This is a genomic window from Reyranella soli (assembly GCF_007992495.1).
Lineage (GTDB): Bacteria > Pseudomonadota > Alphaproteobacteria > Reyranellales > Reyranellaceae > Reyranella > Reyranella soli.
Window position 1 is genome coordinate 14719 of sequence record NZ_BKAJ01000090.1, and the last position, 22737, is coordinate 37455.

25 protein-coding genes are annotated in these 22737 nt (G+C 67.5%); 12 read left to right on the forward strand and 13 right to left on the reverse strand.

The window, feature by feature from the left end; translation table 11 throughout:
* Positions 1–12: 12 nt before the first annotated feature.
* Both def and argB read right to left on the reverse strand, forming a co-directional pair.
* Complete coding sequence (def, locus tag RSO01_RS25355) at positions 13–582, reverse strand: peptide deformylase (RefSeq protein ID WP_147152662.1); 570 nt, start codon at positions 580–582, stop codon at positions 13–15.
* 48 nt (positions 583–630) lie between these two features.
* Positions 631–1551, reverse strand: coding sequence for an acetylglutamate kinase (argB, locus tag RSO01_RS25360; RefSeq protein ID WP_147152664.1), 921 nt, complete (start codon positions 1549–1551; stop codon positions 631–633).
* 119 nt (positions 1552–1670) lie between these two features.
* On the opposite strand from argB, the gene RSO01_RS25365 reads away from it, so the two are divergent.
* Positions 1671–2342 carry a 2OG-Fe(II) oxygenase gene (locus RSO01_RS25365; RefSeq protein ID WP_147152666.1) on the forward strand — a complete coding sequence of 224 codons (672 nt, stop codon included), beginning with the start codon at positions 1671–1673 and terminating at the stop codon, positions 2340–2342.
* 179 nt (positions 2343–2521) lie between these two features.
* Here the strand turns inward: RSO01_RS25365 and RSO01_RS25370 are convergent, their stop codons facing one another.
* Positions 2522–2992 carry a hypothetical protein gene (locus RSO01_RS25370; RefSeq protein WP_147152668.1) on the reverse strand — a complete coding sequence of 157 codons (471 nt, stop codon included), beginning with the start codon at positions 2990–2992 and terminating at the stop codon, positions 2522–2524.
* Between the two features lie 140 nt (positions 2993–3132).
* Between RSO01_RS25370 and RSO01_RS25375 the strand changes: the two genes are divergently transcribed.
* Positions 3133–4164 (forward strand): EF-hand domain-containing protein, encoded by a 1032-nt coding sequence (locus RSO01_RS25375; protein WP_147152670.1) that lies wholly within the window; start codon positions 3133–3135, stop codon positions 4162–4164.
* A gap of 90 nt (positions 4165–4254) precedes the next feature.
* On the opposite strand, the gene yihA is transcribed toward RSO01_RS25375, so the two are convergent.
* Genes yihA through rpmH form a run of 5 tightly spaced genes read right to left on the reverse strand, consistent with a single transcriptional unit; the run spans position 4255 to position 7622 of the window.
* Positions 4255–4917, reverse strand: a complete 663-nt coding sequence (gene yihA, locus RSO01_RS25380; protein ID WP_147152672.1) for a ribosome biogenesis GTP-binding protein YihA/YsxC — start codon at positions 4915–4917, stop codon at positions 4255–4257.
* Positions 4917–6773, reverse strand: a complete 1857-nt coding sequence (gene yidC / locus RSO01_RS25385) for a membrane protein insertase YidC (RefSeq protein WP_147152674.1) — start codon at positions 6771–6773, stop codon at positions 4917–4919. Before yidC ends, yihA begins: the two co-directional genes overlap by 1 nt.
* A 12-nt stretch (positions 6774–6785) precedes the next feature.
* Entirely contained in the window at positions 6786–7043 is a 258-nt protein-coding gene (yidD, locus tag RSO01_RS25390; RefSeq protein ID WP_147152676.1) for a membrane protein insertion efficiency factor YidD, read from the reverse strand.
* Between the two features lie 52 nt (positions 7044–7095).
* On the reverse strand, positions 7096–7473 hold the full coding sequence (rnpA, locus tag RSO01_RS25395; RefSeq protein WP_147152678.1) for a ribonuclease P protein component: 378 nt from the start codon (positions 7471–7473) through the stop codon (positions 7096–7098).
* A gap of 14 nt (positions 7474–7487) precedes the next feature.
* Positions 7488–7622: a 50S ribosomal protein L34 gene (gene rpmH, locus RSO01_RS25400; RefSeq protein WP_147152680.1), complete on the reverse strand. Its 135-nt coding sequence runs from the start codon at positions 7620–7622 to the stop codon at positions 7488–7490.
* A gap of 165 nt (positions 7623–7787) precedes the next feature.
* On the opposite strand from rpmH, the gene RSO01_RS25405 reads away from it, so the two are divergent.
* The 7 genes from RSO01_RS25405 to RSO01_RS25435 all read left to right on the forward strand — a co-directional run bounded on the left by RSO01_RS25405 (position 7788) and on the right by RSO01_RS25435 (position 14932).
* On the forward strand, positions 7788–8435 hold the full coding sequence (locus RSO01_RS25405) for a glutathione S-transferase family protein (protein WP_147152682.1): 648 nt from the start codon (positions 7788–7790) through the stop codon (positions 8433–8435).
* 72 nt (positions 8436–8507) lie between these two features.
* The gene (locus tag RSO01_RS25410; RefSeq protein WP_218037453.1) at positions 8508–9224 is read left to right on the forward strand and encodes a TVP38/TMEM64 family protein; all 717 of its coding nucleotides are present in this window, start codon (positions 8508–8510) and stop codon (positions 9222–9224) included.
* Complete coding sequence (locus tag RSO01_RS25415; protein WP_147152684.1) at positions 9205–10623, forward strand: dihydrolipoyl dehydrogenase family protein; 1419 nt, start codon at positions 9205–9207, stop codon at positions 10621–10623. The genes RSO01_RS25410 and RSO01_RS25415 overlap by 20 nt, the downstream gene beginning before the upstream one ends.
* Positions 10624–10631: 8 nt before the next feature.
* Positions 10632–11882, forward strand: a complete 1251-nt coding sequence (locus RSO01_RS25420; protein WP_147152686.1) for an NAD(P)/FAD-dependent oxidoreductase — start codon at positions 10632–10634, stop codon at positions 11880–11882.
* Positions 11883–11936: 54 nt separating this feature from the next.
* The gene (locus RSO01_RS25425) at positions 11937–12737 is read left to right on the forward strand and encodes a DUF2092 domain-containing protein (protein ID WP_170303345.1); all 801 of its coding nucleotides are present in this window, start codon (positions 11937–11939) and stop codon (positions 12735–12737) included.
* Between the two features lie 17 nt (positions 12738–12754).
* Positions 12755–13435, forward strand: a complete 681-nt coding sequence (locus tag RSO01_RS25430; RefSeq protein ID WP_147152690.1) for an RNA-binding protein — start codon at positions 12755–12757, stop codon at positions 13433–13435.
* A gap of 54 nt (positions 13436–13489) precedes the next feature.
* Positions 13490–14932 carry a sensor histidine kinase gene (locus RSO01_RS25435; protein WP_147152692.1) on the forward strand — a complete coding sequence of 481 codons (1443 nt, stop codon included), beginning with the start codon at positions 13490–13492 and terminating at the stop codon, positions 14930–14932.
* 29 nt (positions 14933–14961) lie between these two features.
* Here the strand turns inward: RSO01_RS25435 and RSO01_RS25440 are convergent, their stop codons facing one another.
* Positions 14962–15711 (reverse strand): DUF1499 domain-containing protein, encoded by a 750-nt coding sequence (locus RSO01_RS25440; protein ID WP_170303346.1) that lies wholly within the window; start codon positions 15709–15711, stop codon positions 14962–14964.
* Between the two features lie 77 nt (positions 15712–15788).
* On the opposite strand from RSO01_RS25440, the gene yddG reads away from it, so the two are divergent.
* Positions 15789–16670, forward strand: a complete 882-nt coding sequence (gene yddG / locus RSO01_RS25445; RefSeq protein ID WP_246158786.1) for an aromatic amino acid exporter YddG — start codon at positions 15789–15791, stop codon at positions 16668–16670.
* On the opposite strand, the gene RSO01_RS25450 is transcribed toward yddG, so the two are convergent.
* The 4 genes from RSO01_RS25450 to RSO01_RS25465 are packed head-to-tail and all read right to left on the reverse strand — an operon-like array spanning position 16656 to position 19092.
* A complete protein-coding gene (locus tag RSO01_RS25450; RefSeq protein WP_147152696.1) occupies positions 16656–16913 on the reverse strand; it encodes a hypothetical protein in 258 nt (85 codons plus the stop codon). The two genes, yddG and RSO01_RS25450, sit on opposite strands and share 15 nt — an antisense overlap.
* An 8-nt stretch (positions 16914–16921) precedes the next feature.
* Positions 16922–17338 (reverse strand): cupin domain-containing protein, encoded by a 417-nt coding sequence (locus tag RSO01_RS25455; protein WP_147152698.1) that lies wholly within the window; start codon positions 17336–17338, stop codon positions 16922–16924.
* Positions 17339–17348: 10 nt separating this feature from the next.
* On the reverse strand, positions 17349–17969 hold the full coding sequence (locus RSO01_RS25460) for a glutathione S-transferase family protein (RefSeq protein WP_246158788.1): 621 nt from the start codon (positions 17967–17969) through the stop codon (positions 17349–17351).
* A 22-nt stretch (positions 17970–17991) separates the two neighbouring features.
* Positions 17992–19092 carry a malate/lactate/ureidoglycolate dehydrogenase gene (locus RSO01_RS25465; protein WP_147152700.1) on the reverse strand — a complete coding sequence of 367 codons (1101 nt, stop codon included), beginning with the start codon at positions 19090–19092 and terminating at the stop codon, positions 17992–17994.
* A gap of 168 nt (positions 19093–19260) precedes the next feature.
* On the opposite strand from RSO01_RS25465, the gene RSO01_RS25470 reads away from it, so the two are divergent.
* Positions 19261–21672, forward strand: coding sequence for a DUF3772 domain-containing protein (locus tag RSO01_RS25470; protein WP_147152702.1), 2412 nt, complete (start codon positions 19261–19263; stop codon positions 21670–21672).
* Positions 21653–22702 (forward strand): alpha/beta fold hydrolase, encoded by a 1050-nt coding sequence (locus RSO01_RS25475; RefSeq protein ID WP_147152703.1) that lies wholly within the window; start codon positions 21653–21655, stop codon positions 22700–22702. Before RSO01_RS25470 ends, RSO01_RS25475 begins: the two co-directional genes overlap by 20 nt.
* Positions 22703–22737: the final 35 nt, after the last annotated feature.

Below are 22737 nucleotides of genomic sequence, written 5' to 3' on the forward strand. Positions count from 1 at the left end.
ATGCCGCCCTATCTAAAGGGCGTGCTCGGGATCCTTCGTCTTGTCGGCCGGCTTGCCTTCGGCCTCGTCGCGCTCCTTCTCCTTCCGGGCCTTCAGGAGCTTGCGCAGGATCATGTTGCGCTTGAGCGCGGAGATGTGGTCGATGAACAGGATGCCGTCGAGATGGTCGATCTCGTGCTGCACGCAGGTTGCGAGCAGGCCCTCGCACGTCATGTCCTGCTGCTTGCCGTCACGGTCGAGGTAGCGGACCGTCACCTTGGCCGGGCGCACCACGTCGGAATAGTGGTCGGGCACCGACAGGCAGCCTTCCTCGTAGCTCACATCCTCGTCCGAGGCCTCGACGATCTCGGGATTGGCCATGAACAAGGGGCCGGTCTTGACGTCCTCACGGTCGATGTCGAGCACGATCACGCGCCGGAGCTCGCCGACCTGCGGCGCGGCGAGGCCGATGCCGGGCGCGGCGTACATCGTCTCCAGCATGTCGTCCATCAGCCGGCGCACGCCGTCGTCGACGGCCTCGACCGGCTTGGACTTCTTCTTGAGGCGCGGGTCGGGCGCCGTCAGGATGGGCAAGAGGGCCATAATGCCTAAATATGCAGCGAAATCAGGCGTTTCAAGCCCGACCGCGCTTCACCCCCGTCCTCGTTTCACCATGGTGCCCAGGCCGGACTCGGTGAAGATCTCGAGCAGCAGGGCATGGGGCACGCGGCCATCCAGGATGGTAGCCGCCTCGACGCCCGAGTTCACCGCATCGATGCAGTTCTCGACCTTGGGGATCATGCCTCCGGAAATGGTCCCGTCGGCGATCAGGGCCCGCGCCTGGTCGATCGTCATCTCGCTGATCAGCTGGCCGTCCTTGTCGAGCACGCCCGGCACGTCGGTCAGGAACAGCAGCCGCTTGGCCCGCATGGCGCCGGCGATGGCGCCCGCCGAGGTGTCGGCATTGATGTTGTAGGTGAGCTCGTCGTCGACGCCGAAGCCGATCGGCGCAACGACGGGAATGACGTCGGCGCGGCGCAGCTGCTCCAGCACCATGACGTTGATCTTGGCGGGCTCACCGACCTGCTTGAGGTCGACCTTCAGCAGCTCGCCCGTCTTGGGATCGCGCATCTCGGTGACCTTGCGGGCCAGGATCAGGTTGCCGTCCTTGCCGCATATGCCGACGGCGATGCCGCCACACTCGTTGATGTCGGCCACGATCGCCTTGTTGATGGCGCCGGCCAGCACCATCTCGACGATCTCCATGGTCGCCGCATCGGTGACGCGCAGGCCGTTCACGAAGGTGCTCTTCAGCCCGACGCGCTCCAGCATCTTGTTGATCTGCGGGCCGCCGCCATGGACCACGATCGGGTTCATGCCGACCTGCTTCATCAGCACGACGTCGCGCGCCACCAGATCGCCGAGCTTGGGATCGGTCATGGCGTGGCCGCCGTACTTCACGACGAACGTGGCGTCGTTGTGTCGGCGCATGTAGGGCAGAGCCTTGGAGATGGTCTCTGCCATGCGGATGAGCCGCCGTTGCTCCTTGTCGGTCTGAACCGGCTCGGCCATTTCTGCGTTACCCCGAGTTGGCAAAAGCCCCCTCCCGGGCCGGGAGAGGGCTAAGACGGCATCATATATCAAGCGGACTGCGGATAGAAGAAGTGGGCGGGCGGCGCAAGGATATCCAGATGATCGACAGCGACACTTTGGCCTCCCGCGGCTTCGTCGTGGCGCCCGGCCTGATCGACCCGGCCGAGTGCCGCGCCCTGGCCGGCCTGTGGCCCGAAAAGCCCCGCTTCCGCAGCCATGTCGTCATGCAGCGGCACGGCTTCGGCCAGGGCGAGTACCAGTATTTCGCCTACCCGTTGCCCGAGCGGATCGAGGCGCTGCGCCAGGCGCTCTACCCCGAGCTGGCGGCGGTGGCCAACCGCTGGAACGCCGAGCTCGGGGTGGCCAAGCGCTATCCGCCGACGCTGCAGGGCTGGCTGAAGCAGTGCCATGCCGGCGGCCAGAAGCGGCCGACGCCGCTGCTGCTGCACTACCGGGCAGGCGACTACAATTGCCTGCACCGCGATCTCTATGGCGAGCTGGTGTTCCCGCTGCAGGCGACGGTGCTGCTGAGCGATCCCGCCAAGGACTTCAGCGGCGGCGAGTTCATGCTGGTCGAGCAGCGCCCTCGCATGCAGTCGCGCGGCGAGGTCGTGCCGCTCAATCAGGGCGACGCCGTGATCTTCGCCGTCAACGAGCGGCCGGTGAAGGGAAGCCGCGGCTTCTACCGCACGGCCATGAAGCATGGCGTGTCGAGCCTGCACCAGGGCGAGCGCTTCACGCTCGGCATCATCTTCCATGATGCGGCGTAGGAAGACCTGAGATCATGATCACCTCCCCCGTCATACGGGGGAGGCCGGAGGGGGAAGGCCTTCGCAAAAGCTCTTCCAAGAAAAAGATCATGATCTGAAATCAGCGGACGACACGACTGTGGCTCGCCCCCTCCCTACCCTCCCCCGTATGAACGGGGGAGGAGAAGAGGACAGCTGACCTAGTGCACCAGCTCGCGGGTCGTGAACTCGCGGCTGCGCATACCGCGGATCACGATGCCCTGACGGTCGGGATCGGCCCACGCGTCGACGACCGGAACAGGCTTGGGGGCGTTCTGGATCCTGGCGATCCAGGCGCGTGCGTCGTGCAGGCTCTTGAACAGCTCGACCGGCCCCTCGTGGGCGGTCTGGTTGGCGAACATCCGGGGAAACGGCTGGTCCAGCTCGCGCACGACGAAGGCGATCGGTCCGCGGCCGTCGGCGTCGGCGCGCAAGGTCATTGCCAGGGCCATGACGTCGGCCGGCTGGAAATCGAAACGGGCGCTGGCGACCTCGACGATCTTGGCGAAGCGGCGGACCCGGGCGTCGGCCAGTTTTTGCGCGGTGCCGCGCACTTCATCGCCACTGACAGTACCGCGCGCCACAATCGTCACAAGACGATGGAGCGGCGATATCTCCATGTAGATCGGCATGCCTTCCCACTACACTACGGGGCGTCCCTGTCTGCAACAATCGGCCGGGTGGACGGTGGATCGGCGATTTTCTTCTGGCGGTGGCTGGCGCGACCCTCGGTCTTTTTCTACGAATGCGCCGGGGGAAGTAAGGAAGGGTGATGAGAGCGATAATTCTGCTGTGCCTGCTTGCGCTGCCGGTGGCTGCCCACGCTCAGACGACCGGCCAGCCCGCGGGGCAGCCAACCGGGCAACCCCCCAGCCAGCCCACAGGCCAGGCTACTGCTCCGCCTGCAGGCCCGGCGCCCATCCCGCTGCCGCCGTGGTTCATCGAGATCGACACCGCCAAGAAGGGCGAGGTCGCGCGCGCCGACTTCCTGAAGTACCGCATGAAGTCGTTCGACGATCTCGACCTGAACAAGGACGGCAAGATCTCGCTCGAGGAATTCCTCAAGCTCGCCGAGCCGCCGCACTCCAGCGACCAGCCGGGCGGGCCGAGCCTGGAGGACCGCCGCAACCGCCTCCGCGCTGCCTTCCAGAACCTCGACCTCAACAGCAGCGGCTTCATCGAGCGCGCCGAGGCGGAAGCGCCGATCCAGTCGGAGTTCAATCAGTTCGACACTGACCGCGACAACAAGATCACCGAGCCTGAGATCCGGCTGATCATGCAGCGGCTACAGCAGCGGCAGATGGCCGAGCGCCAGCAGGCCGAGGCGGAGCGACGCAAGGGCCTGGTCGCGCTCAACGAGCTCATGGACATGCAGATGCGCGACGCCGACAAGCTCGACAAGAACAACGACGGCAAGATCAGCCAGCAGGAATATCTCCTGGCCGCCGGTCCGGCCGACGGCGCGCAGAGCGAGGGCCTGCTGCCGTACGACATCCGCAAGAAGCTCGTCATGATCAAGTTCAACGACATCGACAGCAACAAGGACGGCATCATCGACCGGCCTGAGCTGACGGCCTACGCACTGAAGGAGTTCCTCGAGACCGACCTCAACAAGGATCGCTTCCTCGACCAGGAGGAGGTCAAGAAGTTCCAGGAAGCCGAGGCCGCGAAGACGCAGGAGCTGATCAAGAAGATGATGCCGCCGCCGGCGCCGCCAGCGCCGCCGAAGCCGGCACAGCCGCAGCGCGCACCGGCGCCCCAGCAGGGCGCGCCGCCGACCGGCCTGCCTCAGGGGACGCGGTAAGCGTACAGGCACGCTGTCATCCCGAGCGTAGCGAGGGACCTTTACTGTCGCCTCAATGGTCCCTCGCTACGCTCGGGATGACAGACGTCGCTAGCCCAGGCCTACGGCTGCAATCTCGGCCCTGAGTTCCGGAATCCCGAACCCCGTCTCGCTGCTGGTCGGCAGCACTTCGGGATGCGCCGCGCCGTGCTTGCGCGCGACCGCCTCGGCAGCCGCCACGGCGCGCGGTACGTCGGCCGCCTTGAGCTGGTCGCACTTGGTCAGCACGAGCTGGTAGGACACCGCGGCCTTGTCGAGGTTCTTCATGGTCTCACGGTCGGTGTCCTTCACGCCGTGCCGCGAATCGATCAGCAGGCAGACGCGCTTCAGCGTCGGCCGACCGCGCAGGTAGGCCGAAGCAAGGTCCTGCCACGCCTCCTTCATCGAGCGCGAGACCTGGGCGAAGCCGTAACCCGGCAGGTCGACCAGGTAGAGCCGGCCGGCGAGGTCGAAGAAATTGATCTGGCGAGTGTGGCCGGGGTTTGACGAGGTGCGCGCGAGCGTGCGCCGGCCGGTCAGCGCATTGACCAAGCTCGACTTGCCGACATTGGAACGGCCGGCAAAGGCCACTTCAGGCAGCGAGATCGCCAGCATCGACTGGGGCGACGCAGCACCAGCCACGAACTCGCAGGGGCCGGCAAAGAGCTTGCGCGCCGCCTCGATCTCCTCCGCCGCGCGCCCCTCTTGCTCTTGATCTGGCCCTTGATCTGGCATCAGCGCTTCTTCGCCTTGCTGCCCTTCTTGCCGCCTCCACCGCCTTCGGCGGTCGCGGGAGCCGGTGCCGGCGCCGCGGTGGCCACGGCCGGCTTGCCCTTGCCGCCGATCTGGGCGCCATGCCGGCGCATAATCGTGTACTGCTGGGCGATCGACAGCGTGTTGCTCCACGCCCAGTAGATCACCAGGCCGGCGGCGAACGGCGCCAGCATGAAGGTGAACAGGATGGGCAGGAACTGGAACACCCGCGCCTGCACCGGATCGGTCGGCGCCGGGTTCAGCTTCTGCTGCAGGTACATCGTCACGCCCATGATGAGCGGCCAGATGCCGATGTTGAAGAAGTGCAGGAACTCCGGCACGTGCCACTGGAACAGGCCGAAGCCGGTCAGGATGGTGAGCGGATCGGGCGCGCTCAGGTCCTTGATCCAGCCGAAGAACGGCTGATGGCGCATCTCGATGGTGGTGTAGAGCACCTTGTAGAGCGCGAAGAACACCGGGATCTGCACCACGATGGGCAGGCAGCCCGCCGCCGGATTGACCTTCTCGCGGCGATAGAGCTGCATTAGCTCCTGGTTCATGCGCTGGCGGTCCTCGCCGTAGCGCTCCTTGAGCTTCTCCATCTCCGGCTGCAGCGCCTTCATCTTGCTCATCGCCGCATAGGACTTGTTGGCCAGCGGGAAGAACACCGCCTTGACGATCACCGTGAGGATCAGGATCGACAGGCCGAAGTTGCCGAGGTGCACGTAGAGCCACTCGAGCAGCCAGAACAGCGGCTTGGTGAAGAACCAGAACCAGCCCCAGTCGATGGTGAGGTCGAACTTGTCGATGCCGTACTTGGTCTCGTAGTCGGAGATGATGCGCACGATCTTGGCGCCGGCGAACAGCTTGGCGTCGGTCGTTGCGGTAGCGCCCGGCGCGATCGCCTGGCCCGGCGCGATGTAGTCGATCTGGTATTTCAGGTCCGGACCCGAGCCGGTCTGCTTGATGGTGACGTCGACCTTCTGCTTCTGATCGGGGATCAGCGTCGCCATCCAGTACTTGTCGGTGATGCCGACCCAGCCGCCGGTCGTGGCGATCTTCTGCTGCTTGTTGTCCTTGAAGTCGGAGTAGCCCCACTCCTTCAGGCTGTTGTTGAAGACGCCGTAGGGACCTTCATGGAGAATGTAGATGCCCTCGGCCTTGGGCTCGCCGTAGCGGACGACCAGGCTCCAGGGATAGACGGTGACCGGCTTGTCGGTCTTGTTCTCGACGCTCTGCTTGACGTCGAACATGAAGTATTCGTCGAGCGAGATGTCGAGGGCGAAGATCAGGCCCTGGCCATTGTCCCAGGTGAGCCGCACGGGCTTGCCCGGCGCCACCGTGTCCTTGTCGGCGGTCCACACGGAATCGGGCCCCGGCACCTTGATCGACGGATCGGCCGGCGACCAGCCGAACTCGGCGTAATAGGGATGCTCGCCACCGACCGGCGACAGCACCGGCACGGGCGGGCTCTTGGGATCGACGGTCTCGCGATACTTGACCAGACGCACGTCGTCGATGCGCGCGCCCTTGAGCGCGATCGAGCCGACCAGCTCGGGCGTGTCGAAGGTGACGCGCGGCGAGCGGGCGAGCGCCTCGCTGCGGCTCACGATCTGCGGTGGCTGGTTGGCCGGGGCGCCGGGCTGGGCCGTGCCCTGGGTGCCGGGCGCACCGGGGGCGCCGGGTGCGCCGCTCGGCGCCTGCGGGGCGGTGCCGTTCTGGGTCGATGCCGTCTGCTGCTGATTGACCGGCGGCTTGGCCGGCGGGAAGGCGTACTGCCAACCCATGATGATCAGCACCGAGAGCACGATGGCGATGATGAAATTCTTCTGGTCCATGGGGTCAGACTTTTAAGCGCGCTCGGCGGATTGACAGGAAAGCTTCGGCGGCACGGGATCGAAGCCCGCGCCTCCCCATGGCCCGCAGCGGCACAGCCGATGGGCGGCCAGCCAGCTGCCGCGCAGCGCGCCATGGCGCGCCACCGCCTCGGCCGCATAGGCCGAGCAGGACGGCTCATAACGGCAGGCGCCGACGAAGAAGTAGGCCAGCGTCAGCTGATAGAAGCGGATCGCGCCACGCAGCGCGCCGGACATCAGGCGGGAGAACATGCGGCCCGGAAACTGGCGATTTGCCGGGGCATGCGCAAGGCGTCCGTGCAGGTCATGGCGTCGCGAGGGACGACGTGGCGGCCAATGCTTTCAGCCGCTTGAGGGCCTCGAGCAGTTCCAGGCGAAGGGCGCCGTAGTCGCGGGCGATGGCGGCCTGGCGGCCGACCAGGACGTAGTCGAGATCGGGGCGTGCCCGGCCCGGGATCACCTCGCGGGCGGCCTCGCGCAAGCGACGGCGGACCCGGTTGCGCACGACGGCATTGCCGACCTTGCGGCTGACGGTGAAACCGACCCGGATGGCCGGCAGGGCGAGGTCCGTGGGGGCGGGGGCGACCTGCAGGACAAAGCCCGGCATGGCGCAGCGCCGGCCGGCCTGGACGCGCAGAAAATCGCGGCGGTTCGGCAGCCGCCCGAGGCGCGCCGAGGCCAATTTGGCGGGGCCGGCTAGGCCGAGAGGCGCTTGCGGCCCGACTTGCGGCGGCTGGCAATGACCTTGCGGCCGCCCACCGTCGCCATCCGCGACCGGAAGCCGTGCCGGCGCTTGCGCACCAGCTTGCTCGGCTGATAGGTGCGTTTCATCACGCAACTCCTTCAAATACAAGACCCCCGCCAGTTACAGCGGGGGCTAATTCTGTGGGCGAGGGTAATAAGCGGGGCCGGCCCCCGAGTCAACGAGGCTGGGAGCGCGGGCCTCTGGCCCGCTCATGATGCGGGCCAGAGGCCCGCGCTCCCGTACAATGGGCCATGTCCCTTGTCCTGCATGGCTACCACTACAGCGTCTATAACCGCATCGCCCGGCTGGCCCTCGCCGAAAAGGGCGTCGCCTACGACCGGGTCGAGGTGAACCCGTTCGCCGAGCCGTCGCCCGAGTACCTGGCGCTGCACCCTTTCGGCCGGGTGCCCACCCTGGTCCATGACGGCTTCGTCCTCTACGAGACCGGCGCCATCACCCGCTATATCGACCGCAGCTTCGCCGGACCGGCGCTGCAGCCAGGATCGCCGCAGGCGCTCGCCCGCATGGACCAGCTGATCGGCGTCATCGATTCCTACGGCTACTGGCCGATGGTCCGGCAGGTCTTCTCGCATCGCGTCTTCCGGGCCGCCGCCGGCCGGCCGGTCGACGAGGCGGAGATCGCTCAAGGCCTTTCCGGCTCGGCCAAGGTCCTGGCCGCTCTCGAGGCGCTGGCGTCCGAACCTTTCCTCACCGGGGCCGACCTGTCGCTCGCCGATCTGCATGTCGGCGCGATGGTCGCCTACTTCACGCTCGCTCCCGAAGGCACCGCTGCGTTAGCCAAGTACCCGCGGCTTGCCGCATGGTGGGCGAGAGTCAGACAGCATGCGAGCTTCACCACGACCGATCCGGGTCTGCCAAAACCTGATCGCGTCACCTAGGCGTGAGCGCATTTGCTTTGAGGCAGCGGGCCAACAAGCCAATATCGATCGTGAAGCCACGCAAAGGGCGACATGACCTCCCAGATGTGGCGCCGGCTCGCACCGGCGGCGATCCTGCTGCTGGGACTGGCGCTGTTCCTGCTGTTCGGCCTCGAACGCTACTTCTCCTTCGAGATGTTGAGCCGCAACCATGCCGCCCTCCTCGCCTGGGTGACGGCCAACACCATGCTCGCCGTCGTCCTGTTCGTGCTGGCCTACACGCTGGTCGTGGCCTTCTCGCTGCCGATCGCCATCATCATCACGCCGCTCAGCGGCTTCCTGTTCGGCGTCTGGATCGGCGCCGTCCTGTCGGTGATCGGCGCCACGCTGGGCTCGGTCGCGGTGTTCCTGGCGGCGCGCACCGCCTTCTACGATCTCTTCCACGCCCGCGCCGGCGCCATGCTGGCGCGCTTCGAAGACGGCTTTCGCCGCGACAGCTTCAGCTATCTGTTGTTCCTGCGCCTGGTGCCGGTGTTCCCGTTCTGGCTGGTCAACATCGTGCCGGCGCTGCTCGGCATGAAGCTCGGCCCCTACACGCTCGCGACCTTGATCGGCATCATCCCGGCGGCGTTCGTCTATGCCGGCGTCGGCGCGAGCTTCGGCCTGCTGTTCGACCGCGGCGAGTCGCCGGACCTCGGCATCATCTTCGAATGGCGCATCCTGCTGCCCCTGCTCGGCCTCGCCGCACTGGCGCTGGTGCCGGTGCTCTATGCGCATCTACGCGGCCGCAATGACAACGCTCGCTCCTGACGTCTGCATCGTCGGCGCGGGCTCGGCCGGCCTGGTCGCGGCAGCCGGCGCCGCGCAACTCGGACTTGATGTGGTGCTGATCGAGCGCGCCGCGATGGGCGGCGATTGCCTCAACCAGGGCTGCGTGCCGTCCAAGGCGCTGATCGCCGCGGCCAGGATGGCGCAGGCGCAACGCGACGGCGCCCCCTTCGGCATCGTCCCGGTCGAGCCCACGGTCGATTTCGCCCGCGTCATGGATCACGTGGCCGAGGTGATTGCGGCCATCGCCCCCAACGATTCGGTCGAGCGCTTCGAGAAGCTCGGCGTCCGCGTCCTGAAGGAGGAAGCGCGCTTCATCGGCCGCACCGAATTGCAGGCCGGACCGCATCGCATCAGCAGCCGACGCATCGTGCTGGCGACCGGCTCCCAACCGGCGGCGCCGCCGATTCCCGGCCTGGCCGAAGCAGGCTTCCTGACCAACGAGACGATCTTCGCCAACCGTACCCTGCCCAGCCACCTGATCGTGATCGGCGGCGGGCCGATCGGCCTGGAGATGGCCCAGGCCCATCGCCGGCTGGGGTCGCGGGTCACCGTGCTCGAGGTCGCCGAGTTCCTCGCCAAGGACGATCCCGAACTCGCCACCATCGTCGTCGCGCGCCTCAGGAGCGAAGGCGTCGACCTCTGCAATCACACCAAAATCGCACGCGTCGACCGTTCACCGGCGGGCGTCGTGGTGATCCTGGAGAGCGGCGAGCGCCTGGAAGGATCGCACCTGCTGGTGGCAGCCGGCCGCGCGCCGGTCGTCGACGGCCTCGATCTCGACAAGGCCGGCGTCGCCCATACCGCCAAGGGGATTACGGTCGATGCTTCGCTCAAGACGTCCAATCGCAATGTCTGGGCGATCGGCGACTGCAATGGTCTCTATGCCTTCACGCACATGGCGGGCTACGAGGCATCGCTGTTCATCCGCGGCGCCTTGTTCCGCGCACCCGCCCGACTCGATGCCGCGATCGTGCCCTGGGCGACCTACACCGATCCCGAGCTGGCGCAGGTTGGCCTCAGCGAACGCCAGGCGCGCGAGAAGCATGGCGATGCCATAAAAGTCCTGCGCTGGAAGCTCGCCGAGAACGACCGCGCCCAGACCGAGCGCACCACTGAGGGCATGGTCAAGGCGATCACCGACCGGCGCGGCCGCATCCTGGGCGCCGCGATCGTGGCGCCGCACGCCGGCGAATTGATCCAGCCCTGGTGCCTGGCGATCGCCAAGCGGCTGAAAATATCCGCGCTGGCGAGCTTCGTGCCGCCTTATCCCACCTTGGGCGAGGCGAGCAAGCGCGCCGCCGGCAGCTACTTCACCGAGACGCTGTTCGGCCCGCGCACGCGCTGGCTGGTGCGCCTGCTGTCGCGCTTGCCTGTATAGTGGCCGCAATGGCCCGTCCGCACATTGTCATCGTCGGCGCCGGTTTCGGCGGCCTCAGCGCCGCCGCCGGACTCGCTGGCGCCGATGCCGACGTCACCGTGATCGACCGGCACAACTACCATCTCTTCCAGCCGCTGCTCTATCAGGTGGCCACCGCCGGCCTGTCGCCGGCACAGATCGCCCAGCCCATCCGCTCCATCCTGCGCAAGGCGCCCAACGTGCGCGTGATCATGGACAGCGTGACCGGCGTCGACCGCCACCGCCGTGTCGTCAGTCTCGAAGACGGTGAAGTGCCCTACGACACGCTCGTGCTGGCCACCGGCTCGCGGCACGCCTACTTCGGCCATGACGAGTGGGAGAACGTGGCGCCGGGCCTGAAGACGATCGACGACGCCACCGGCCTCCGCCGCCGCATCCTGTCGGCCTTCGAGCATGCCGAGGAGAGCAGCGATCCCGAGGCGCGGCGGCGTTTCCTGACCTTCGTCGTGATCGGCGCCGGCCCGACGGGCGTGGAGATGGCGGGCGCCATCGCTGAGCTCGCCCATGTGGCGCTGCGGCACGACTTCCGCACCATCAATCCGCGCGACGCCCGCATCGTGCTGGTCGAAGCGGGGCCGCGCGTGCTGGCGGCCTTCCCGCCGACCTTGAGCGAATCGGCGCTGCGCTCGCTCGAGCGCCTGCATGTCGAGGTTCGGCTGGGCAAGCCCGTCGCCGAGTGCGACGAGCGGGGCGTCACCATCGGCGATGAGCGCCTCGAGGCTTCGACCATCATCTGGGCGGCCGGAGTCGCTTCCTCGCGCGCCGCGCAATGGTTGGACGTCGAGAAGGATCGCGTCGGCCGGGTCGTCGTCGGTCCCGACCTCACCGTGCCCGGCCATCCCGAGATCTTCGTGATCGGCGACACCGCGCACGCGACGGGGTCCGACGGGCAGCCGCTGCCCGGACTGGCGCCGGTGGCCAAGCAGCAAGGCGGTTATGTTGCGCGCGTGTTGCGGGCGCGGATTGGCGGGCGCGCGGCACCCGGGGCTTTCCGCTATCGCAACTACGGCGCCATGGCGACGATCGGCCGGCGCGCCGCCGTCGCCGACTTCGGCTGGCTGAAAGTCGACGGCACCTTGGCCTGGCTGCTGTGGGGCCTGATCCACGTCACTTTCCTGATCGGCTTTCGCAATCGCTTCGTCGTGCTGTTCGACTGGCTGTGGTCCTATGCAACTTTCCAGTCGGGCGTACGGCTTATCACGGGACCGGGCTCACACTGATTGCGTCCGTCATGGAAAATGTCGATCATCGGCGCAGTCCCTGGAGAGCATCGAATGAAGATCACGTTCTTCGCCAGCCTTGCCGTGACGGCAATGTCGATGTCGATGGCCCTGGCCCAGCAGCAGCCGACGACCCAGGCGCCCGCATCGCCGCCCGATCTCGGCCTGAAGGTCGAAGTCGATCCGGCCGCCATGGCCATCGTGAAGGCCATGGCCGACAAGCTCGCCGCCGCCAAGTCGATGAGCTTCACGGCGTTCACGATCTACGAAAGCCCCGACCGCACCGGCCTGCCGCTGGCCTACACGACGCTTTCGCAAGTGATCATGGAGCGCCCCAACAAGCTCAAGGTCGTCTCGCCGGGCGACGGGCCGCGCACGGAATTCTACTACGACGGCAAGACCGTCAACGCCTACGAGCCCGCGGCCAAGCTGGTGGCGACGGTCGATGCGCCCGACACGATCGACGCCATGCTGCGCGCGGCGTTCCAGCGGGCGGCGATCTACTTTCCCTTCACCGATCTCGTGGTCAGCGATCCGATGAAGGCGATCAGCGAAAACGTGCGGGTCGCCTTCGTCGTCGGCAAGTCGACCGTGGTGGGCGGCGTCACGACGGACATCGTCGTGCTGGTCGGCAAGTTCGCCCACGTCCAGCTCTGGATCGGCAGCGACGACAAGCTGCCGCGCATGGCGCGCGCCATCTTCCTGGAAGATCCGGCGCACTACCGCCATACCGCGATGTTCTCGGACTGGAAGATCGATCCGCCGCTCGCCGCCGACACCTTCGCCTTCACGGCGCCGGCCGACACGATCCGCATACCGTTCGCGCCGCCGGGCGCCACGGAAAAGGGCAAGTAAGGGTTCAGGAGAGCACGATGAACAGGAAGCTGTTTCTTCTCGCTGCAATCGCCATCGCCACGCCACTGGCGCCCGCTGCCGCGTGGTTCCATGCCGGCGGCTGGAGCGGCGATCGCTCGTCGTGGTCCGCGCATACCTGGCGCGGCGGCACGGCCTCGGGCGGCGACGGTTCGTGGTCGGCGACGGGTGCCCGCGGCGGCACGGCCTCAGGCGGCGGCGGCTCGTGGAACGCCACCGGCTATCGCGGCGGCACGGCGAGCGGCGGCAGCGGCTCGTGGAGCGCGACGGGCGTCAACGGCAACCATTATTACGGCGGCCCGGACTACTATCACGGCGGCTATTACGGCGCCTACAACGCGCCCACCGTGGTCAATGCCTACGGCGCGGGTTGCTACAATTGCGGCGGCTGGAACACCGGCGGCGCCGTCGCGGCCGGCCTCGTCGCCGGCGCCGCCGTCGGTGCGGCGGCGGCTTCGAGCGCCAACAACCAGGCAGCCTACGCCGCCGGGGTCCAGGCCGGCGCCGCATCCGCCACCGTCGCGGCCAATCCGCCGGGCACGCTCTACGGAAGCTTGCCGGCAGGCTGCACTTACAAGCCGATCGGCGGACAGGCCTACTACAGCTGCACCGACGGGTTGTGGTTCCTGCCGGCCTACGGCGCCAATGGCGTCTATTATCGCGTCGTCACGGCGCCCTAAGAGTTGAACACCCGGCACCTAGGAGGGCCCGGCCGACTTCGATAGAGTCGGCTGATGGCTGCCGACGTCACCATCCAAGCCCGATCCGACCAAGCCGGGGCAACGCAGGCGGTGCGCCGGCGCAGCTTCACCTTCGGGCTGTCGTGGCGCATCCTCGCCCTGGTCGTGGCCGCGGTGATGACGGCGGAGATCGCGATCTTCCTGCCGTCGATCGCCCGCTTCCGCACGGTCTATCTCAACCAGCTCATCGAAAGCGGCACGCTCGCCGCGTTGGCGCTCGACGCCACGCCCGACAACATGGTGACCGAGGAGGTGAAGCGCACCTTGCTCGACCATGCCCGTGTCGACGCCGTGGTGCTGGTCGAGCCCAACAAGCCCAAGCGGGCGCTGTTGAACATCGAGCCCAAGCCCAGCATGCCGACCTTCAACCTCAAGGAGGAAGGCGCGCTGATGCTGATCTGGGATGCGCTGCAAGCGATGGCCAATGACGGTCAGCGCTACATCCGGGTCGGCGGCCAGTCGATGCGGCTGCCCAACGCCATGGTGTGGATCGTGGCCGATGAGCTGCCGATGCGCATCGCCATGTACGGCTACGCCAGCCGCATCCTGGTGCTGTCGATCATCATCGCGCTGTTCACCGCCTTCCTCCTCTATCTCGCGCTGCGCTGGCTGGTGATCCTGCCCTTGCAAGGCCTGTCGGCCGACATGGTCGCCTTCCGCCGCGCGCCCGAGGAGCCGGGCACCGAACGGCAACCGACCAAGCGGCGCGACGAGATCGGCGTGGTCGACCGCGAGTTCCAGAACCTGCAGCGCGAGTTGCGCGCCTCGCTGCGCCAGAAATCGCGGCTGGCCGAAGTGGGTGCGGCGACCAACAAGATCAACCACGACCTGCGCAACATGCTGTCGACGGCGCGTCTTCTGTCCGACCGTCTGGCGCGCAGCGAAGATGAGCGCACGCGCGCGCTCGCGCCGACCATCCTCAACACCATCGACCGCGCGGCGCGGCTGGCGAGCGATGCCATCGAATACGTGCGCGACCAGCGCACGCCGCGCCTCGCCGCGATCGACCTGGCCGACCTGGTCGACGAGGTCGGCGTGGCATTGCAGGAGCAGGGCGAGGAGAGCAATCCCAACATCGTGCGCGGCTGGATCAACGAGGTCGCCCACGACCAGCTGGCGCGGGCCGACCGCGACCTGCTCTATCGCGTGTTCGTCAATCTCGGCCGCAATGCGTTCGAGGCCGGAGCGACCACGGTGACGGTGCGCGCCCGCCGCGACGGCGGCACCCTGCTGGTCGATGTGTGCGACAACGGCCCCGGCATTGCGCACGAGCTGGCCGACGACATCTTCCGCCCGTTCGTCAGCGGCGGCCGCCCGGGCGGCGCGGGCCTCGGCCTCGCCATCGCCCGCGACCTGGTGCGCGCCCACGGCGGCGACATCACGGTCGCCGAGACCGGCCAGCAGGGCACGACCTTCCGGTTCACGCTGCCGCTTTAGGGAGCGCGGGCCGGAGGCTCGCGCTCCCACTAAGACGCCTTCAGCTTCGCAATGAACTCGCGGATGCGTTTCGCGTTCACGCCGAGGTCGGATTCGCCGTCGCGGCTCTTGGAGCGGATGTCGATCTTGCTGCCAGCGCCGTCGGGCCGGATGCGGATGACGATGTCGTCGCGGAAGCCGAACCAGACGCTGGTCGCGATCGCTTCGATGCGGCCGTCGGCTGGGGCGCGGGCGACGACGTCCCAACCCATCGCCATCGCCACGGCATCGACCTTCTTGAACGCCTCGGCCGGCGGGACGGGCAGGACGACCGGCACGATGTCGGGATAGGCGGCGCGTTGCAGTACCGCTGCATTTGCTCCGGGATAGGTTGCCGGATTGGAGGCGCCGCGACGCAACTGCAACGTCACCACCAGCGGCGGCGGGCTGTTGGTGTCGGTCGTGATGTCGTTGAGCTCGGGCGCCTGCTGGGCGTGCAGGAACCAGGTGAGCGGCATGTAGGCGGTGGCGACGCCGACCACGATGGCGAGCAGCGCCGCCACGAAGCCGCGCCGGCGATCGCCGGGCCGCGTCGGCACGATGGTGGCAAGCCCCAGCGTCGCGCCGGCCACGGCAAAGTAGAAGCCGTAACGGAAGATCGTGAAGGCCGGCTCGATCTCGAGCCCGGCAAAGCGATGCAATGGCCCCGCAGACGCGACGATCAGCGCCGCGACGCACGCCATGATGAAGGCCATGCGTGCCAGACGATGACTGACCGGGTTGGTCGGACGAACGAACATGGCGTCGCACATCGTAGCCGCGAAACAACTGACACGCACGGCTCGACAAGTGCAGTTTCCCTCTCTAAGCGCCGCCTATGAGAATTGCCGACGCCGACCGACGCCGCGCAATGGCCGCGGGCTTCGCCGCCATCGCCCTGTGGAGCGCCCTGGCGGCGCTGTCGGTGTCAGCCGGCCCGATCCCGCCGTTCCAGATGGTTGCCATGACGTTCGCGGTGGGGGCTTCGATCGGCATCGTGCGCGCGCTGGCGCGCGGCGTCGGCTGGCGCGGACTTTTAGGCTGGCCGATGCGCATCTGGCTGCTCGGCGTCGGCGGACTGTTCGGCTATCACGCGCTCTATTTCGCAGCACTCCAGCTTGCCCCGCCGGCCGAGGCCAACCTGGTGAACTACCTGTGGCCATTGCTGATCGTGCTGCTGTCCGCGCCGCTCGCCGGCGAGCGCCTGGCCTGGCCTCATCTGCTCGGTGCCTTTCTCGGTTTTGCCGGAGTCATCCTGCTGGCCTTCGGCCGCGGCTTGAGCTTCACCGGCGCGCACGCACTGGGCTACGCGCTGGCGCTGGGCTGTGCCTTCATCTGGTCGCTCTACTCGGTGCTGTCGCGCCGCTTCGGCGAGACGCCGACCGACGCGGTCGCCGCCTTCTGTGCAGCGTCGGCCCTGCTGTCGTTCGCGTGCCATCTCCTGTTCGAGCGCACGGTGTGGCCCGCCACGACGACGGCATGGCTTTCCGTGCTGGCGATCGGCATCGGCCCTGCGGGCCCCGCATTCTATCTCTGGGACCACGCCGTCAAGCACGGCGACATCCGCGCACTCGGCGCATTCGCCTATGCCACGCCCATCCTGTCGACGGCGCTGCTGATCGTCTGTGGTCTCGCCGAGCCGACCGGTGCGCTGCTGATCGCAGCCGCGCTGGTCACCGTCGGCGCGGTGCTGGCATCACGTGAGCTATGGCGTTCCTGAATCTTCGTCGTAGTAGTTGGTAGTTCCTGGTACCGGCCAAGCCGTCCAAGCATTCCATTGCTTGTCGAATTCCAGCACCGCTTCCATCTCCAATTCGCCAGTCATATAGATAATCACACGCATGCCGTCGCGGAGCTGGTCGGCGATCGGTGCAATGTCGTCGAGTGATCCCTTAACCCAGAGCCCATACCGTCCATCGGGGGTACCGTCGTTGGTATCGAAGTAGATGCGAAGCATTGACATGGGGCGACCTACGAGCGCGGCTGCCAATCCGGCGGCGCCATCTCGAAGCCCTTGAACTCGAACCCCGGCGACACCGTGCAGCCGACCAGCGTCCAGGCGCCGAGCGAGCGTGCCGCCTGCCAGACGTGGCACGGCACAACCGCCTGCGGCTGCTCGCCGACACCGAAGTCGGTGCCGAGCCGCAGATGGCGCACCCTCTTGCCGTCGTCGCTCATCGACAGCTCCAACGGTGCGCCAGCATAGTGATGCCAAATCTCGTCGGCATCGACCCGGTGCCAGTGCGAGCGCTCGCCCACCTTCAGCAGGAAGTAGATCGCCGTTCCGGAGCTGCGTCCTTCACCCGGCGCGCGGAAGGTCTCGACATAGTGGCCGCCCTCGGGATGCGGCTTCATCCCGAGATGGGCAATGATCTCGTCTGCGGTCACGCCCCAGTTCTCATGAGGGTGGAGGCACCGTGGCCTTCATCGACGGCAGCTTGGAGAAGGTCGTGAACCACTTGGCGAGCTTGGGCCGCTTGGCGCGCCAGTCGTGATTGGCGAAGCGGAAGTCGAGATAGCCCAGCGCGCAGCCGATGGTGATGGTGCCGAGCGTCGGCTTGCCCTTGAGCGACCTGGCCTCGGCCTCGAGCGCATCGAGCACGCCGTCGATCTTCTTCATCTGGCCCTTGCTCCAGTCGGGCCAGCGCCGGTCCTCGGGCCGCAGAAAGCCCTCGTAGCGCGCCAGCAGCGCGGCATCGAGCAGGCCGTCGCCCATCGCCTGCAGGCGCAGCGCCACCCAGCGGTCGCGGCCCTTGCGCGGCAGCAGCTTGCGACCCTTGTGCTGGTGGTCGAGGTACTCGCAGATCACCGGCGAGTCGAAGAGATCCATGCCCTTGACCGACAGCGCCGGGATCTTGCCGATGGGATTGTGCTTGTCGACATCGGCGTTGGGCTGCACCGGCGTCAGCGCCACGTTGATCATGTCGATCTTCTTGTCGAGCTTGGTCTCGAGCGCCAGCACCCTGACCTTGCGGGCATAGGGTGACGACGGCGAATAGTAGAGTCTCATCTTGGCCATAGTCGCTCTCCCCTTCGTTTGTTCAGGCAGCTGCCATCTGCGGAATCTCGGTATCGTTCAACCGTACCTTGCGCGCGACATCCAGAAGCTGTTGCCAGGTCGTGCCGTCGATCGGCACGCCGTTCTTTTCGCGATCGATCTTGCGGGCGCGCTCGGGCTCGCCCGGCGTCAGCACCTCCGGCACACCGGGCTGCGGCTTGGCCGACTTCACCCAGGTGATGAAGGTCTCGACCTCGTCCTCGAAGAACGCGGTGCCGCCCATCGCCTCGGGATCGATGATGATCGACAGCATGTTGTTGATTATGTCGGTGCCGGGCTTGATGGTGCGCGGGCTGTGAGTGCGGCCGCCGGTCAACGCGCCGGCCAGCAGGTCGCAGATCACCGCGAGCCCGCCGCCCTTGTGCAGGCCGAAGGGCAGGATGGCGCCATACGGCGGATTGTAGAGCACGCCGGGGTCGGTGCTGGGATGGCCCGCCGAGTCGATCAGCAGGCCGTCCTCCATCTGCACCTTCTTGTTGAAGGCGACGCGCACCTTGCCTGCCGCCACCTGGCTGGTGGCGAAGTCGAGCACGATCGGCTCCTTGCCCTTGCGCGGTATGGCCGTGCAGTAGGGATTGGTGGTGAAGCGCGGCTCGGCGCCGCCGAACGGCGCCACCAGCGACTTGTGGCCGTGAACGTTCACCCAGTGCGTGCTCACCATGCCGGCGCGCGCGCACTGCTCGCCCCAATGGCCGATGCGGCCGATATGGTGCGCGTTGGTGAGGCCGACGACGCAGACGCCGTGCTTTCTGGCCCGCTCGATGCCGATATCCATGGCTTCCTTGGCGACGACCTGGCCGTAGCCCGCGCCGCCGTCGATCACGATCACGGCCCCGTTGTCGCGGATGATCTTTGCATGATTGTTACGGACGCAGGCGCCGGTGTCGGTGTTCTGGATGTAGTGCGGGATCATGCCGACGCCGTGGCTGTCGTGGCCGAATAGGTTGGCCAGCACCAGGTGGTCAGCGACCAGGCGCGCTTCCACATCGGAGCTGCCGTCGGCCCGGCAGATCGCCATAGTGAAAGCATGCAACCGATCGGGCTTGATCCTGACCTCACCAACTGAACTCTTGCCCTCGGCCATGCCTTCATTCCCCTGGGATTTCGCTTTCGGGGCGCAAGGTTCCGCGTCGGCAGAGCCCTGTCAACCGACGCGCAAAAGTCGCGGGAATCCGCCTAAATTTGGCCCCCAGGAGCCGGCAAGACGGGGCTCCGACCCCGTGGTAAACGGGGGCTGAATAGCGAGGCCTGCGTGCGCTTTCCCATCCGACTGGCGTGGCTGCTCCTGCTGCTGGTCACAGCCGGCCCGGCGTTGGCCCAGACGCCGGCGCCGCCGCAGCGGCCGTTCGGCCAGCTGGTCGAGCTGTGGACGCGCCAACTCGACCGCATCGCCACCCGCGCCGAGCAGGCGAACCTGCTGCCGGTCGAGATCGACGCCCTGCGCGAGCAGGCGGGCGACGTGCGGACAGCGGCCGCCGCCGCAGCCAACCTTGCTCGCGGCGACCTCGCCGACACGCGCAAGCTTCTTGCGCCGCTGGAAGCCAAGCCGGCCAGCGACGCCGTCCCCGAATCGGATGCGGTCAAGGCCGAACGCGATCGGCTGACCGAGCAGGCCACGGTCAGCGAGGGCCGCGTCAAGCAATGCGAGGTGATAATCGCCCGCGCCGACCAGCTCATCGAGCGCCTGACCAAGCTGCGCGGCGAGGTCATGCTGCGCACGCTGCTGCGCCGCGACGCCTCGCCCCTGTCGCGCGACGTCTGGAGCAAGCTCGGGCCCGAGCTCGGCACCTCACTGCAGGCGCTGTCGACGGCGACCAGCGCGTGGCTCGGCGCCGGCTTGCAGTTCGACGGCCGCGACCTTGCCGGCCTGGCCGGCTGGGCCATCATCACCGTGTTGCTGTGGGCCGGCGGCCGCTTCCTGCGCCGCCGCTTCGGGCGTGGTGAGGCGACCGAGCCCGGCCAGCGCGACCGCACCGTCACCGCCGCCATCGACGGCGTCGGCCTTGTGCTGGTGCCGATCCTGGCGGTCTGGCTGATTGGCAAGCTTCTGCTCGCGACCATGCCGCCATCGCCGATCAACATCCTGCTGCCCGAGCTGATGACCCGGGTGATCACCTTCCTGCTGGTCGTGGGCCTGACGGCGACGGCGCTGTCACCGCATCGTCCGGCGTGGCGCATCTTGCCCTTCACCAATCAAAGCGCGCAGCAACTGTCGCTGGCGCTGCGCCGCCTGATGGCGGTCGGCCTCACGGTCGACTTCATCTACGTCGCCCTGACGCGCAGCGGCGGCGAGACCGACGCTTTGTCGGCAGTCGGCGCGCTGGTCCTGGCCACCGTCATCTCGCTCCTCACCCTGCCGGCGCTCGCCAACCGTGCCTGGCATGCGGCCCAGCCCGAGGGCGAGGAACGCTCGAGCATGATCGGCGGCACCTGGTGGTCGGTCGCCCGCCTGCTGCTCAGCGTCGCGGTGTTGTCGTCGATCGTCTTCGCGCTATTGGGCTACGCCACGCTCGCGGCCCAGCTGCACAACGCCATCTACTTCACCTGCCTGCTGATCGCCGTTGCGCTGCTGGCGCACCGCATGATCGGCGACCTGCTCGAGGAGGCGGCGGCGCCCGACACCCCGTCCGGCCGGTGGGTGCGCCATCGCCTCGGCCTGCCGTCGGACGCGACCCTGCGCGGCCAGCACCTGGTGATGCTGGTGGTCGACATCGTCCTGTTGGCGCTGCTGGCCGTCCTGATCCCGGCCGCCTGGGGCGTCGACACCGACGCCATCCTGAACGGCGCCGGACAGCTCATCCGCGGCGTGCAGGTCGGCGGCGTCACGATCTCGCTCGGCAATATCGGCATGGCGATCCTGGCCTTCGTCGTCTGCATCCTGCTGGCGCGCCTGATCCGCCGCATCGTGCGCGACCGCGTGTTGCCGACCGTCGACGCGCCGATGCCATTGCGCCAGTCGATCGATGCGGGGCTGAACTATATCGGCGTGATCGTGGCCATCCTGATCGGCATCGGCGCGCTCGGCATCGATTTCACCAATCTCGCGATCGTGCTGGGCGCGCTGTCGGTCGGCATTGGCCTCGGCCTGCAGAACATCGCCAACAACGTCATCTCCGGCGTCTTCCTGCTGGTCGAGCGGCCGATCAAGGCGGGCGACTGGGTGACGGTGAGCGGGCACGAGGGCTTCGTGCGACGCATCAACATCCGCGCCACCGAGGTCGAGACCTTCCAACGCACGCACGTGCTGGTGCCCAACAGCATGTTCCTGCAGAATCCCGTGGTGAACCGCACCTATTCCGACACGTCGAGCCGCGTGGAGATCAAGCTCACGGTGGGGCTGGGCACCGATGTCGCGGCCATGGAGGGCCTGCTGCGTGAAGCCGCGCTGGGCCATCCGCGCGTGCTGCGCGTGCCGGCGCCGATCGTGCGCTTCATCCAGATCACGACCAGCGGCCTCGACTTCGAATTGTTCGTGTTCGTGGCGCGGCTGGAGGATCGGCTGGTCGTGAGCAACGATCTCAACAAAGCGATCCTGGCCAAGCTGATCGAGCTCAAGATCGTCGATCCCGCGCCGGTGCCGCAGTTGCGTCTGGTCGCCGCCGAGAACGCTTCGACGGAGGAACGTCAGCCGAGAAAGCCGACCGATGCCGCCGCGTCGTCGTAGGGACGAGGGGCCGCGGCGGCGCCCCCGGCGTCACTGGCCGATCATTGCGCTGTTCGTGCTGGGCGCGTTGGCCGGCGTGGCACTGTGGGCCTACTCGCCCAGCCTGCCGGCCGAGACACTGGTCGCGCGCTATGCCAACGACCGCTCGAAGTTCATCGATGTCGGCGGCGTGCGCGCGCATGTCCGAGAAGAGGGCGATCCCGACGGCATACCGATCGTGCTGATCCATGGCTCGATGGGATCTCTGCACATGTGGGAAGGCTGGGTGCGCGAGCTTTCAGGCAAGGCGCGGCTGATCTCGGTCGATTTGCCGGGGCACGGGCTGACCGGCGCCTGGCCGCGCGACGAATACACGATCGACGCCTATGCCGATTTCGTCGAGGTGCTGGCCGACGAGCTGAACCTCGATCGCTTCGTGCTGGTCGGCCATTCGATGGGCGGCGCGGTGGCCTGGACCTTTGCCGCGACGCGGCCCGATCGCGTCAGCCAGCTCATCCTGGTCGATGCCGCGGGCTATCCGCGCACCGGCGAGGCGCCGCTGCCCACCCGTCTGGCGCGCATGCCGGTGGTCGGCGACATCGGCATCTACTTCAAGCCCGAGCGCCTCGTGCAGCGGTCGCTGAGCGAGGTCTACGCCGACCCAGCGATGGTGACGCCCGAGCGCATCCGCCGCTATGCCGAGCTGCAGCGCTTCCCCGGCAACCGCGAGGCGACGCTGCAGCGCGCCCGCACCCAGGAGCCGCTCGACCCCGCGCCGCTCAGGCGCCTCGACGTGCCGACGCTGATCCTGTGGGGCGGCAAGGACCGCTGGGTGCCGACCGCCGACGCCTTCCGCTTCCAGAACGACATCAAGGGCTCTGAGATCGAAATCTTCGGGGCGCTGGGCCACAACCCGATGGAGGAGGACCCCAAGGCGACAGCCGCCGCGGTCGCCGCCTTCATCAAGCCGATCACGCCGCGCCCGACACCGCCGCCCGAGCCACCGGCCGACCAAACGGTCCATCCCTCGGTCCTGCCAGAGAAGGATTAAGCTGGGTCTTGATGACACAACAGCAGTCATCCTGA